A 13,238-nucleotide genomic window follows, 5' to 3' on the forward strand; every position below is an offset into this window, starting at 1 on the left:
CCTTCTTGGGGAGTACGCGCCATGCAGCCGCTGAAGTCGAAGCCGCTCTGCACGATAAAGCTCATGGTCGATCCGCAGATCAGGATGCTCGGTCCGACGCCGTTCGGCGACCGGCGGATCGCGGCGGTCACCGGCGGTACCTTCGAAGGCGAGCGGCTGCGCGGCACGGTCCTATCCGGCGGCGGCGACTGGCTCCTGCTCCGGCGCGACGGTGTCCTGCAGCTCGACGTGCGCCTGATCATGGAGACGCACGACTCGCATCTCATCTACATGACCTATCGTGGCCTGCGGCATGGCCCCGCCGACGTGATGGACCGCCTGGGGCGCGGCGAGCCGGTGGACCCTTCGCTCTATTATTTCCGCACGGCACCCTTCTTCGAGACCAGTTCGGAAACATATGGCTGGTTGAATGGGATCGTCGCCGTCGGCGTCGGCAGCCGTGTCCCGTCGGGCCCGGTCTACGACGTGCACGAGGTGCTCTGACACCGGGACCGATAGTGATGCCACCAGGGGCGCCCGCGGTTGCCGGGCACTGCTTTTCGCGCTATTGACCCGGCCCGACTCGGGGCCGCGGCGCTCGGGGGACGCAAGGAGAAGTAGATGGCTCGGAACAAGATCGCCCTCGTCGGGGCTGGCAACATCGGCGGAACCCTCGCGCATCTTATCGGGCTGAAGGAGCTCGGCGACGTCGTCCTGTTCGACATCGTCGACGGTGTCCCCCAAGGCAAGGCGCTCGACATCGCGGAATCCTCGCCGGTCGAGGGCTTCGACGCGAAGATCGAAGGCGCCGCCGACTATGCGGCGATCAAGGGCGCGGACGTCGTGATCGTCACCGCCGGCGTGGCACGCAAGCCGGGTATGAGCCGCGACGATCTCGTCGCGATCAATACGAAGGTCATGAAGTCGGTGGGCGAGGGGATCAAGGCCAATTGCCCGGACGCCTTCGTCATCTGCATCACCAACCCGCTCGATGCGATGGTGGCGATGCTGCAGGAATGCTCCGGTCTTCCGAAGAACAAGGTCGTCGGCATGGCCGGCGTCCTCGATACGGCGCGCTTCCGCTACTTCCTAGCCGAGGAGTTCAACGTCTCGGTCGAGGATGTGAACGCCTTCGTGCTGGGCGGCCACGGCGATACGATGGTGCCGCTGATCCGCTATTCGACCATCGCCGGCATCCCGGTGCCCGACCTGATCAAGATGGGCTGGTCGACGCAGGAAAAGATCGACGCGATCATCCAGCGCACCCGCGACGGCGGCGCCGAGATCGTGAAGTTGCTGAAGACCGGCTCCGCCTTCTACGCGCCGGCCTCCTCCGCGGTGCAGATGGCCGAATCCTACCTGAAGGACAAGAAGCGCCTCCTGCCCTGCGCGGCCGCGCTCAGCGGCGAGTACGGCCTCAACGACCTCTATGTCGGCGTGCCGGTGATCATCGGCGCCGGTGGCGTGGAGCGGGTGGTCGAGATACCGCTCCAGCCCACCGAAAAGGCCGAGTTCGACAAGTCGGTCGCGGCTGTCCAGGAACTGGTCGGTGTGGCCCGCCGATTGCTTGAGGAAGGTTGACCGCGTGAGGGCGACGGGCGCCGGCTGTTCCGGCGCCCCGCCTGCCCCTCCCCGGCGGCAAGCCGAAACGTTGCCCGGGCTTGCCGGCTGTGATCTAGTGCGGCGGTATGTCGCGGTCTCGGGCGGCGGTTCCGCGGCGAGAGCCGCCATCGGAAGCAGGCGAGCCGGATGAACATCCACGAATATCAGGCAAAGACGCTGCTGGCGAAGTACGGCGTTCCTGTTCCGCGCGGCGGCGTCGCGTATACCGCAGACGAGGCGACGGAGCAGGCTCAGAAGCTGGGCGGTCCGGTCTGGGTGGTGAAGGCCCAGATCCACGCCGGCGGCCGGGGCAAGGGTGGCGGCGTGAAGGTCGTCAAGTCGCTCGATGCGGTCGGCGAGGCGGCGGGCAAGATGCTCGGGATGACCCTCGTGACGCACCAGACCGGCCCCGAGGGCAAGGAGGTCAAGCGCGTCTATATCGAGGAAGGCGCCGACATCGCCCGCGAGCTCTATCTCGGCATGCTGGTCGACCGGAATACCGGGCGGGTCATCGTCATGGCCTCGACGGAAGGCGGCGTGGAGATCGAAGAGGTCGCGGAGAAGACGCCTGACAAGATCCTGACCGCGACGATCGATCCGGTCACCGGACTGCAGGGCTTCCACGCGCGGCGTCTGGCCTTTGGCCTGGGGCTCAAGGGCAAGCAGGTTGGTGCCGCCGTCAAGTTCCTGCAGGCGCTCTATGCCGCGTTCATCGACCTCGACGCGAGCATGGTCGAGATCAATCCGCTGATCGTGACGGGCGGCGGCGATCTCGTGGCGCTCGACGCGAAGATGAACTTCGACGACAACGCGCTCTTCCGGCACCCGCAGGTCGAGGAGCTTCGCGACGAGAGCGAAGAGAACGCCGTCGAACTCGAGGCGACCCGCGAGGGCCTCAACTACGTCAAGCTGGACGGCAACATCGGCTGCATGGTGAACGGCGCCGGCCTCGCCATGGCGACGATGGACATCATCAAGCTCTACGGCTCGTCGCCTGCGAACTTCCTCGATGTCGGCGGCGGCGCGACGAAGGAGAGGGTGATCAAGGCGTTCAAGATCATCCTGACCGACCCCAACGTCGAGGCGATCCTCGTCAACATCTTCGGCGGCATCATGCGCTGCGACATCATCGCCGAGGGCGTGGTGGCGGCAGCGCGGGAACTGTCGCTGCACGTTCCGTTGGTCGTCCGGCTCGAAGGCACGAACGTGGAACTCGGCAAGAAGATCATGTCCGAGTCCGGACTGCCCATCATACCGGCCGACAACCTGGCCGATGCCGCCCAGAAGGTGGTGAACGCGGTGAAGGAGGCTGCCTGATGGCTGTTCTTGTCGGCAAGGACACTCGCGTCATCTGCCAGGGCTTCACCGGAAGCCAGGGCACGTTCCATTCCGAGCAGGCGATCGCGTACGGCACCCGGATGGTCGGCGGTACGTCGCCGGGCAAGGGGGGCACGACGCATCTCGGGTTGCCGGTCTTCGATACCGTGCGCGACGCGGTCGACCAGACGGGCGCTGATGCGAGCGTGATCTACGTTCCGCCGCCGTTCGCAGCCGACGCGATTCTCGAAGCGGCCGATGCGGAGATCCCGCTGATCATCTGCATCACCGAGGGCATCCCGGTGCTCGACATGGTGCGCGTGAAGCGTGCGCTGCAGGGGTCGGGGTCGCGGCTGATCGGCCCGAACTGCCCGGGCGTGATTACGCCGGGCGAGTGCAAGATTGGCATCATGCCGGGGCACATTCACCAGCGCGGTCGCATAGGCATTGTGTCCCGGTCGGGAACGCTTACCTACGAGGCCGTAGCCCAGACCACAGCCGCCGGGCTCGGTCAGACGACCTGCATCGGAATCGGCGGCGATCCAGTCAACGGCACGAACTTCGTCGAGGCCGTCGGACTGCTGCTCGACGACGATGAGACCGAAGGCATCATCATGATCGGTGAGATCGGCGGTTCGGCGGAGGAAGACGCGGCGGCGTTCTACGCGGCCTCCGGCGCCAAGAAGCCGATGGTCGGCTTCGTCGCCGGAGCGGCAGCGCCGCCCGGCAAGCGTATGGGGCATGCCGGTGCGATCATCGCGGGCGGCAAGGGAACGGCGGAAGCGAAGTTTCAGGCCTTCCGCGATGCGGGTATCGCCGTCGCCGACAGTCCGGCGGCGCTCGGCAGCACGATGTTGAAGGTTCTTAAAGGATGATGGGCCTATAGAGGCCCGGGTTCCGAGCGGTCGTGATCTGGCTTCAGGCTGCGGTCGCATATCTGGACTTGCCACACAGGGCGGCGCTCCGTCGCCCAACGAACGATAAACAACGGGAAGGGGTTGGCGCGACGCCGCCCCCTGATGGGACACATGGCGCGACCGGAAGAGCTGTCGTTTCTGTTTGGCGGCAATGCCGTCTTCATCGCTGAACTCTATTCCCGTTACGTCGAGGACCCCGGCTCGGTCGATCCGAGCTGGCAGGCGTTCTTCGACGACCTGCGGGACGATCCGCAAGGAACGCTGGCGGAGACGCGCGGCCCGAGTTGGGGGCGGCTGAAGCCCTCTGTCATTTCCGGCAACGGTCATGCGGGGGCGAACGGCGACGCGGCGAAGACCGGCGGTGCCGCCGCCATAGCGGCAGCGGTCGGCGCGGCCGGTGACCCGGCGGCGATCCGTCAGGCGACGCTGGATTCCATCCGCGCGCTGATGCTGATCCGAGCCTATCGCGTTCGCGGGCATCTCTACGCCAACCTCGATCCGCTCGGCCTGCACCAGCCGGTGCACCATCCCGAGTTGGATTATGCGCACTACGGCTTCACGGAAGCCGACCTGGATCGCCCGATCTTCATCGACGGCGTGCTCGGCCTGGAGATGGCGAGCCTTCGCGAGATCATGGCGATCCTGTACGACACCTATTGCGGATCGATCGGCGTCGAATTCCAGCACATCCAGGATCCGGTCCAGAAGGACTGGATCCAGAAGCGCATCGAGCAGCCGCGCAACCAGACGGACTTCACCGAACGCGGCAAGATCGCGATCCTGGAGCGGCTGACCCAGGCGGAAGTGTTCGAGAACTTCCTCGACCGCAAGTATGTCGGCACCAAACGCTTCGGCCTGGAGGGCGGCGAGTCTCTCGTCCCGGCGCTGGAGCAGATCATCAAGCGCGGCAGCCAACTCGGCCTCGAGGCCCTCGAACTCGGCATGGCGCACCGCGGCCGGCTGAACGTGCTCGCCACCGTGCTGGGCAAGCCGTTCCACGCGATCTTTTCCGAGTTCCAGGGGACCCCGGCTCATCCCGAGGATGTCCAGGGCTCCGGCGACGTGAAATACCATTTGGGTACCTCGTCGGACCGCGAGTTCGACGGCCGGACCGTCCATCTCTCCCTCAGCCCGAACCCCTCGCACCTCGAGGCGGTCGATCCGGTCGTTCTTGGCAAGACGCGCGCCAAGCAGCTGCAGAAGATGAACGGCGGGCCGATCGAGGCCACGCGCGACAAGGTCATGGCCGTGCTGCTGCACGGCGACGCCGCTTTCATCGGTCAGGGTCTCGTCGCCGAGACGCTGACCCTCTCAGACCTACGCGGCTATCGTGTCGGCGGCACGATCCACATCGTGATCAACAACCAGATCGGTTTCACGACCTCGCCGACCGATTCGCGCTCCGGTCCCTACTGCTCCGACATGGCGCACATCATCCAGGCGCCGGTCTTTCATGTGAACGGCGACGATCCCGAAGCCGTCGTACACGTCGCACGGATCGCCACGGAGTACCGCTTCCAGTTCAAGCGGGACGTGGTAATCGACATGTATTGCTACCGCCGCCAGGGCCACAACGAGGCCGACGAGCCGGCGTTCACCCAGCCTCTGATGTACCGCGCGATCGGCAAGCATCCGACCACACGCCAGCTCTACGCCGGCAAGCTGGTCGAAGAAGGCCTGATGCAGGAGGGCGACGCCGACGCCATGAGCGCGGCGTTCCGGGAGAGGCTCGAAGGCGAGTTCGAAGCGTCGAAGAGCTACAAGCCCAACAAAGCCGACTGGCTCGAGGGCGCATGGTCGGGCCTCAGCGCGGCAAAGGGCGAGGATCGGCGTGGCAACACCGCGGCCTCGATCGAACTCCTCCGCGAGGTCGGTGAGGCGATCACCCGGGTTCCGGACGACTTCAACCTGAACCGCAAGATCGCCCGCCAGCTCGAAGCCAAGCGCACGGCGATGGAGACCGGCGAAGGCATCGACTGGGCGACGGCAGAGGCGCTCGCCTTCGGCACCCTCATCCTCGAGGGCACGCCCGTGCGCCTGTCCGGCCAGGACAGCGGCCGCGGAACATTCTCGCAGCGGCACGCCGTCCTTTCCGACCAGGAGAATGAGGGCGTGCGCTACGTGCCGCTCGCCAACCTGAAGCCCGATCAGGCACGCTTCGAGGTGTTCGACAGTCCACTCGCCGAGGCCTCGGTCCTGGGCTTCGAATACGGCTATACGCTCTCCGAACCGCACGCCCTCGTCATGTGGGAGGCACAGTTCGGCGACTTCGCCAACGGCGCCCAGGTCATCATCGACCAGTTCATCAGTTCGGCGGAGTCGAAGTGGCTGCGCATGTCGGGCCTCGTCATGCTACTGCCGCACGGTTATGAGGGGCAGGGCCCGGAGCACAGTTCGGCGCGGCTGGAGCGCTATCTCCAACTCTGCGGCGAAGACAACATGCAGGTCTGCTACCCGACGACGCCGGCGAACTACTTCCACATGCTGCGCCGTCAGGTCCGCCGGGATTTCCGCAAGCCGCTGATCGTCATGACGCCGAAGTCACTGCTGCGGCACAAGCTTTGCGTCTCGCCGCTGGCCGACATGGGCCCGGACACCTCGTTCCACCGGGTGCTGGCCGAGACGGACAAGCTGGTCGATGGCAAGAAGGTGAAGCGCGTCGTGATCTGCTCGGGCAAGGTCTACTACGACCTCTGGCAGGAACGGGCGCAGCGGAAGATCGACGACGTGGCAATCATCCGCCTCGAGCAGTTCTATCCGTTCCCCCAGAAGACGCTGGGTACCGAACTCGCGAAGTACCCCAACGCCGAGGTCGTCTGGTGTCAGGAGGAGCCCTACAACATGGGCGGCTGGTTCTTCGTCGACCGCCGCATCGAAGGCGTCCTCGGAACGCTGAAGCACAAGGCGAAGCGCCCGATCTATGTGGGCCGGCCGGAATCGGCTTCGCCGGCGACTGGCTCCCTGAAGCGGCACAATGCCGAACAGGTGCGTCTGGTCGACGAGGCGCTGACGGTCGGCTGACCCGGTAACGGCCGGCGCGCCCGCGGGCATCCCTGCGGCGCTGGGCCACCGAGACACTCATGTCCCTTTCAGAGAGCGGTGGTGCAGGCCAAGCGCCGCGGTCGCGGCGCTTGGTCGATCGACCCTACATCCTGCTCGTCCTTACCGTCCTGTTTTGGTCCGGGAACTTCATCCTGGGGCGTGCGGTGCATGCCGATGTGCCGCCTGTCGCACTGGCCTTCTTCCGCTGGGCCGGCGCGTTCCTGATCGTCGTCGGCTTCGCGGTCCCTCACCTGCGCCGCGAGTGGCCGGTTTTGCTGCGGCACTGGCGCATGCTGCTGCTTCTGTCCGCCGTCGGCATCGCAGCGTTCAATACGCTGGTCTATATCGGGCTCGGCGCCACGACGGCCATCAACGCCCTGCTCCTGCAGTCGGCACTGCCCGTGCTGATCATCCTGTTCTCCTATCTGCTCTTCGGAGAGCGTACCGGCGTGCTAGCGCTCTGCGGAATCGCCGTGTCCCTGGCCGGCGTCGTCACGATCCTCACCGGGGGCGAGCCGCTCGCCATCGTCGCGCTGGTTCCGAACGCAGGAGACGTGCTGGTGTTTCTGGCCGTGACCTCCTACGCGCTCTACTCGGCGCTGCTCCGCCGGCGGCCCTCCGTCCACGCCCTCAGTTTCCTCGCGGTAACCTTCGGCCTCGGGGCGGCGATGCTGCTTCCCTTCTGGCTATGGGAGCTGTCCGCGGGCGTGGTGATGCGGCTCGACCGCACCACCCTGCTGTCGATCGGGTATGTGGCTGTGTTCCCCTCCGTTCTCGCCTATTTCTGCTACAATCGGGGCGTACAGCTGATCGGTGCCAATCGTGCAGGCCAATTCATCCACCTCATGCCGGTCTGCGGCAGCCTGCTCGCCGTGCTGATCCTCGGCGAAGCATTCCGGCCCTTTCATGCCGTTGGCATGGGGCTCTGCTTTGCCGGCATCGTCCTCGCGACCCGCGGGCGCGCCTGATGCACGCCGTGAACGGGCACTGGAGGCGGCTTGGCGACTAGGACCGTCCGGCAATTGCCCCTCGGTGCGGTTCGTCCTCCGGTGCGCGGAGAGTTCGGCAGGATCCGCCGCCGGCCGGGCGATGCGGTCATCGACCTTGCCCCCGTCCTGTTCGTCTGCGGCCTGCTACTGGTCACCCTCGCCATCGCCATGCTCGTGCCGGCCCTGGTCGACTACATCGCCGGGCACGAGGACTGGCGGGTCTTCACCATCTCGTCGGGGGTGACGATCTTCGTCGGCGTCCTGCTGGTCCTGACCAACTGGCACGGTCCGCTGCGGCTCGGCCTGCGGCAGGCCTTCGTCCTGACGTCGCTGAGTTGGGTGGTCGTATCGCTGTTCGCCGCGCTGCCTTTCCGCTTCAGCGATCTCGAGCTGTCCTTTACCGATGCGGTGTTCGAGGCGATGTCGGGTATCACGACGACCGGCTCCACCGTGATCGTCGGGCTGGACTACGCCGCGCCCGGCATCCTTCTGTGGCGATCGCTGCTCCAGTGGCTCGGCGGGATCGGTATCATCGTCACGGCCGTCGCACTGCTGCCGCTGTTGCAGGTCGGCGGCATGCAACTCTTCCGGACGGAGTCCACCGACCAGTCGGACAAGATCTCACCACGCGTCGCCCAGATCGCGCTCGGCATCATCTCCGTCTATCTCGGCATGACGGCGTTGTGGACGTTGTTCATCTGGCTCACAGGGCTCACCGTGTTCGATGCCGTGGCGCACGCGATGACCACGATCGCCACCGGCGGCTTCTCCACGGTCGACATGTCGATCGGTCACTTCGCCAACCCGTCGCTCGACTGGGTCATATCGGCGGGGATGCTTGCGAGTGCCGTTCCCTACGTGCTCTACGTCCAGGCGCTGCGAGGGCGAGCCTGGCTCCTATGGCAGGACGAGCAGGTGCGCGGCCTGTTCACCATCCTGGCCGTCGCCATCCTTGCGATGAGCGTGGCGCATACACTGGTCAACGGCGTGGATCCTCTGCTCGCGCTGCGCTTCGTCGTGTTCAACGCGGTCTCCGTGATGACCGGGACAGGCTACGCGACGGCCGACTACAGTGCCTGGGGCCCCTTCGCCAATGCCGGCTTCTTCTTCCTGATGTTCATCGGCGGCTGCGCCGGCTCGACGACCTGCGGCATCAAGGTCTTTCGCTTCCAGATCCTGTTCGCGACAGCGCGCGCCCAGGTGGCGCGACTGATACAGCCGCACGGCGTTCTGCTGGCGACCTACAACCGGCGGCCGATACCCGAATCGGTCGTCGTTTCGGTGATCGCGTTCCTGGTGCTGTATCTCGTGTGCTACGCGGCGCTGGCCCTGGCGCTCGGGCTGATGGGCCTGGACTTTCTCACGGCCACTTCCGGTGCGGCGACAGCCATCTCGAACGTCGGGCCTGGCCTGGGCAACGTCATCGGTCCGGCAGGCAACTTCGCGACACTGCCCGACGCGGCGAAGTGGGTGCTGAGCTTCGGAATGCTCCTCGGCAGGCTGGAGCTGTTCACCGTGCTCATCCTTTTCATGCCCTCCTTCTGGCGGGCGTGAGCGAGCTTCAGCCGCCGGCGATCTTCTTCAGTTCCGCCTCGTCGAACCGCTCCTCCCGTCGGCAGAACTCGCACGTCACGGTGACCGATCCGTCGTCGAGCTTCAGGTCGGTGACGTCGCCGGACGGCAGCGAGCCGAGAATGCCGGCAATGCGTTCGCGCGTGCCGCAGCGGCAGCGCTCCTCGACGTGCCGCGGCGTGAAGACCCGCACGCCGTCCTCGTGGAAGAGGCGATAGAGCAGCGTGTTCGCATCAAGGGCAGGGTCGAGCATTTCGCCGCGCGTAGCACTGCCCAGCAGGATCACCGCACGGCGCCAGCCGTCCTCTGAGATGTCCCGCGCCTCATTGGCGGAAAGGCTGTCGCCGGTGTCCTCCTCCGGCAGGCGCTGCAGCATCAGTGCAGCGGCACGCCATGTGCCGTCGATGGAGCCGCAGGACACCTTGATCGCGGTGGTGATCTGCTCCGACTGCTGGAAGTAGTGATGGATGCTGTCCGCGAGGCTCGCCCCCTCCAGCGGCACGATGCCCTGGTAGAGTTGCGTGTCGCGGCCCTGGTCGACAGTGAATGCGAGGTGGCCGCCGCCGAACAACCGGGCGGCCGTCGGCTCTGGCTCCTCCGACAGGATCCCGTCCACCTTGTCCTGGTCGAAGGCCGCATAGCCGCGAAGGTGCCCTGCACTGGTCACGTCCGCGACCAGAAAACGCACGGCGCCTTCGCCGCGCGCCTGCAGCGTGAAAATCCCCTCGTACTTCAAGGCGGCGGCAAGGCACGCGGCCAATGCCATCGCCTCACCGAGCAGGCCGGCGACGGCGTCCGGGTAGTCGTGCCGGCGCAGCACGGCATCGACGCTGGGGCCCAGGCGCACTAGCCGGCCGCGCAGGCCGACGCGGTCGATCTGGAAGGGCTGGATCAAATCGTCGCCCGCGTCGTTGCGCAGGCTGGGGTCGAGGTTCGGCGGTGGCTGCATGGGACCGATGAGGTGGCGTGACGGGGCCGCGACCCGTTAGGTGGTCAGGCGCGGCCCTTCGCGCAACGTCACGTGGATCTCACCGGAGTGTCACCGCCCCCGCAGGCGGCGCATCAACAGCGCCCCTGCCAGCGCCAGGACGGCGCCGACGGTGACGACCAGCAGGATGACGATGCCGATCCCGCCCAGAACCGCCGATAGCGTATCCCAGAAACCGAACTGGGCGACGAGGATGATCAGCAGGATCAGCAGCAGGATCGGCATGGTCGGTCACCAGGTTTCGAACGGGGTCACGAGGCCGGCCTTCTGCAGCGCGTCGGCGCGGCGCTTCATCCAGGCCTTCTCGAAGGCCTCCTCGTCCTTAGTATCGGCCGCTAGCTGCTCTTTCCAAGTGGCCTGCAGCAGTTCCTGGCGGGCGACCATGTCCTCGTTGTTCTTTTGAGCCTCGGGCGTCCAGACGCCCTTCTCCTTGTAGTACCGGACCGCGCCCTCGTGATAGGGCGCCGACCAGACGAACTTCTGTCGATCGAGCGCCCAGCCTTCCGCCCCCGGAGAGCCGTCCTTGTAGGTCGGATACAGGTCGAACATGGTCTTCGTCATCTCGTAGACCGCGTCGGCGTCCTGCGCTTCGTAAGCGATCAGGAGAGGATAAGGGCCGCCGCCCGCCTCCAGCGGGTGCTCCGGGCTGACCTGCACGCCCTTGGTGATGGTCATCTTGGAGTAGTAGGGCAGAACCTCTTGCAGCCGCTTCCATGCCTCCGCGTCGTCGTGCGGAAGCGGCGGATAGTGCAGCCCGCGCGGCGAAGCATCGAGCTTGAAAGTGCCGCCGGCGGAAGTGTTGACGTAGGCCGCATCCACCTGATTGTCGACGAGGCCGTCCTGCGACGCCGCATAGCCGCCGAAGTCGACGCGCTTGACGTCGTCCCACGTCAGGTTGCCGAAGCGGAGGTGGGCCAGCACGCTCATGTTGAGAGCCGGGGCACCCGCCACCCAAGCCACGCGCTTGCCCTTCAGGTCGGCTGGAGTCTTGATGCCGGCGTCCTTCGCCGTGATCAGCACCGTGCCTGTGTCGGCATGGTTCAGGAGCAGGATGCGGATCGCCTGCGGGCCCCAGTCGCGCCGGCCGAAGACGAAGGCGCCCTCCTGGCTATAGTACCCGCCGATGCCCGAAAAGGAGAAGTGCACCTTGCCTTCGCGCAGCGGCGCTTGGCGTGACACGTCGTTCTTGCCCGGCAGCAGGCGAAGCGTGATACCGCGCTCGTTCTTGAACGCCGCGCCGATCGCGACCGCTTGGCTGTAACCGTTGGAGCCGACGTCGTAGGCCGTGGCCACGAGCGGGTTCGGAAGTCCCGCGGCCCAGACCGCTCCCGCCGTCAGAACGCCGGCGGCGACCGTGCCGGCGAGAGTGGCCGCGCGCGCGGCCGAATCCTTCAACATACCGTCCTCTTTGTCCGTGCATTTCAGGTGGCGCGCACCGTAACCGTCGCTGTGCTCGCGGACAAGTCGCTGTCGCCGACAGTGTCGAGGCCGGCTTAAGCCGTCGTTTATCGGATCCTTTCAGGCCTTCTTTACCTCCGCGGCCCAGTTTTCAAGAGAGTGCAAGCCAAGGTCGGTTCAGAACCAAATGGTTGTGGTAATTTGTTACCGCGCGAAGCGAACTACCGCCGCCTTCTGTCGTGACGACCGGGGCGCGATGGCGATGCTGATGTCGATGATGCTTGTCGGCCTCTTCGGCTTCGTCGCTCTCGCGGTAGATACCAGCGTCTGGTATTCCACAAAGCGGCGCCTGCAGACTGCGGTGGACTCAGCGGCACGTGCCGGTGCGCATGAGCTTGATCGCGGCGGTTCCATAGACGAAGTGGCGGCCGCAGGCACCGCCGCCGCAGCTCGCATGGGCTTCACGTCCGCCAACGGCGCCAGCGTCGATATCGAGGTGCGGGAGGACAACAGCGTCCGCGCAGTCATCCGCTCCCAAGCGCACATGTATTTCGCAAGGATTCTCGGGGCTACGGCTCCGACGCTGTCCGCGAGTGCCGCTGCTGCGGTACCGAACACGCCGCCACCCTGCCTGACGATCCTGGAACCGAGCAATTCGCAGGCGCTTGACATCGACAAGGCAAAGATCGTCGCTCCCACCTGCCGCATCCAGGTGAACTCCACCAGCAGCGAGGCCATGAAAATCGCCGGCGGCGCCACAGTCGAAGCGGCACAGATCTGCGTCACCGGCAACTATAGCGGGGGCAGCACCAGCGTACCCGTCGAGATCGGCTGCACGCCTCTGGCCGATCCGCTCGCCGCCTGGGTGCCGCCCGACCCGGGGCCGTGCGAGTTCAGCCCGAATTCGATCTCTGAGACCACGACGACACTGAAGCCCGGTGTCTACTGCAAGCAGATTCAGATCGACAAGGCGACGGTCACCTTCCTGCCCGGAATCTACTTCCTCAAGAACGGCGGCCTGAAGGTGCAGGGGGATTCGATCCTCACCGGCAAGGGCGTCGCCTTTCTATTGATCGGCGACAGCAAGATCGAGATCGAGGCGAAGAGTGTCATCGACTTTGTTGCCCCCGTAGATGGCCCGATGGCCGGATTCGTGTTCGCCCACGACCGCAACCCGAAGGCCGGCCTGGAGCACAAGTTCGTCGCCCACAGCGACATCAGCTATGAGGGGGCGGTCTACCTTCCGAAGCACTACGTGACATATCAGGGGCACAGCACGAGCTCGAATATCCCTCCCTTCACAACCTACATCGTCGGCCGCCTCAAAATGGATGGCCAGTCCGAGCTGATCCTCAACAATAACTATGCGGCAAGCGCGGTGCCGGTCGCCGGCAAGATCGGCGCCGGCGTCGTCCTTGTGGAATGACGACCACC

General features: G+C 65.8%; 11 protein-coding genes. 8 read left to right on the forward strand and 3 right to left on the reverse strand.

The annotated features are described in order from the left end of the window. Window positions 1-21: 21 nt before the first annotated feature. The 7 genes from ABIE65_RS22795 to ABIE65_RS22825 all read left to right on the forward strand — a co-directional run bounded on the left by ABIE65_RS22795 (window position 22) and on the right by ABIE65_RS22825 (window position 9,400). Window positions 22-483 (forward strand): DUF3237 domain-containing protein, encoded by a 462-nt coding sequence (locus tag ABIE65_RS22795; RefSeq protein WP_354080942.1) that lies wholly within the window; start codon window positions 22-24, stop codon window positions 481-483. 117 nt (window positions 484-600) lie between these two features. Then, window positions 601-1,560 carry a malate dehydrogenase gene (mdh, locus tag ABIE65_RS22800; protein ID WP_354080943.1) on the forward strand — a complete coding sequence of 320 codons (960 nt, stop codon included), beginning with the start codon at window positions 601-603 and terminating at the stop codon, window positions 1,558-1,560. A 168-nt stretch (window positions 1,561-1,728) separates the two neighbouring features. Next, complete coding sequence (gene sucC / locus ABIE65_RS22805; protein ID WP_354080944.1) at window positions 1,729-2,898, forward strand: ADP-forming succinate--CoA ligase subunit beta; 1,170 nt, start codon at window positions 1,729-1,731, stop codon at window positions 2,896-2,898. Continuing rightward, entirely contained in the window at window positions 2,898-3,773 is an 876-nt protein-coding gene (gene sucD, locus ABIE65_RS22810) for a succinate--CoA ligase subunit alpha (protein WP_354080945.1), read from the forward strand. Before sucC ends, sucD begins: the two co-directional genes overlap by 1 nt. A 153-nt stretch (window positions 3,774-3,926) precedes the next feature. Beyond that, on the forward strand, window positions 3,927-6,836 hold the full coding sequence (locus tag ABIE65_RS22815; RefSeq protein WP_354080946.1) for a 2-oxoglutarate dehydrogenase E1 component: 2,910 nt from the start codon (window positions 3,927-3,929) through the stop codon (window positions 6,834-6,836). A 59-nt stretch (window positions 6,837-6,895) separates the two neighbouring features. Then, entirely contained in the window at window positions 6,896-7,825 is a 930-nt protein-coding gene (locus ABIE65_RS22820) for a DMT family transporter (RefSeq protein WP_354080947.1), read from the forward strand. Between the two features lie 81 nt (window positions 7,826-7,906). Continuing rightward, window positions 7,907-9,400 carry a TrkH family potassium uptake protein gene (locus ABIE65_RS22825; RefSeq protein WP_354080948.1) on the forward strand — a complete coding sequence of 498 codons (1,494 nt, stop codon included), beginning with the start codon at window positions 7,907-7,909 and terminating at the stop codon, window positions 9,398-9,400. 7 nt (window positions 9,401-9,407) lie between these two features. Here ABIE65_RS22825 and hslO read toward each other — a convergent pair whose 3' ends face one another. The 3 genes from hslO to ABIE65_RS22840 form a co-directional block, all read right to left on the reverse strand. Continuing rightward, a complete protein-coding gene (gene hslO, locus ABIE65_RS22830; protein WP_354080949.1) occupies window positions 9,408-10,367 on the reverse strand; it encodes an Hsp33 family molecular chaperone HslO in 960 nt (319 codons plus the stop codon). Window positions 10,368-10,457: 90 nt separating this feature from the next. Then, the gene (locus ABIE65_RS22835) at window positions 10,458-10,631 is read right to left on the reverse strand and encodes a hypothetical protein (RefSeq protein ID WP_354080950.1); all 174 of its coding nucleotides are present in this window, start codon (window positions 10,629-10,631) and stop codon (window positions 10,458-10,460) included. 6 nt (window positions 10,632-10,637) lie between these two features. Next, complete coding sequence (locus ABIE65_RS22840) at window positions 10,638-11,804, reverse strand: TAXI family TRAP transporter solute-binding subunit (RefSeq protein ID WP_354080952.1); 1,167 nt, start codon at window positions 11,802-11,804, stop codon at window positions 10,638-10,640. Between the two features lie 256 nt (window positions 11,805-12,060). Between ABIE65_RS22840 and ABIE65_RS22845 the strand changes: the two genes are divergently transcribed. Beyond that, window positions 12,061-13,230 (forward strand): TadE/TadG family type IV pilus assembly protein, encoded by a 1,170-nt coding sequence (locus ABIE65_RS22845; protein WP_354080953.1) that lies wholly within the window; start codon window positions 12,061-12,063, stop codon window positions 13,228-13,230. Window positions 13,231-13,238 lie beyond the last annotated feature (8 nt).

It is taken from the genome of Constrictibacter sp. MBR-5, assembly GCF_040549485.1.
GTDB lineage: Bacteria > Pseudomonadota > Alphaproteobacteria > JAJUGE01 > JAJUGE01 > Constrictibacter.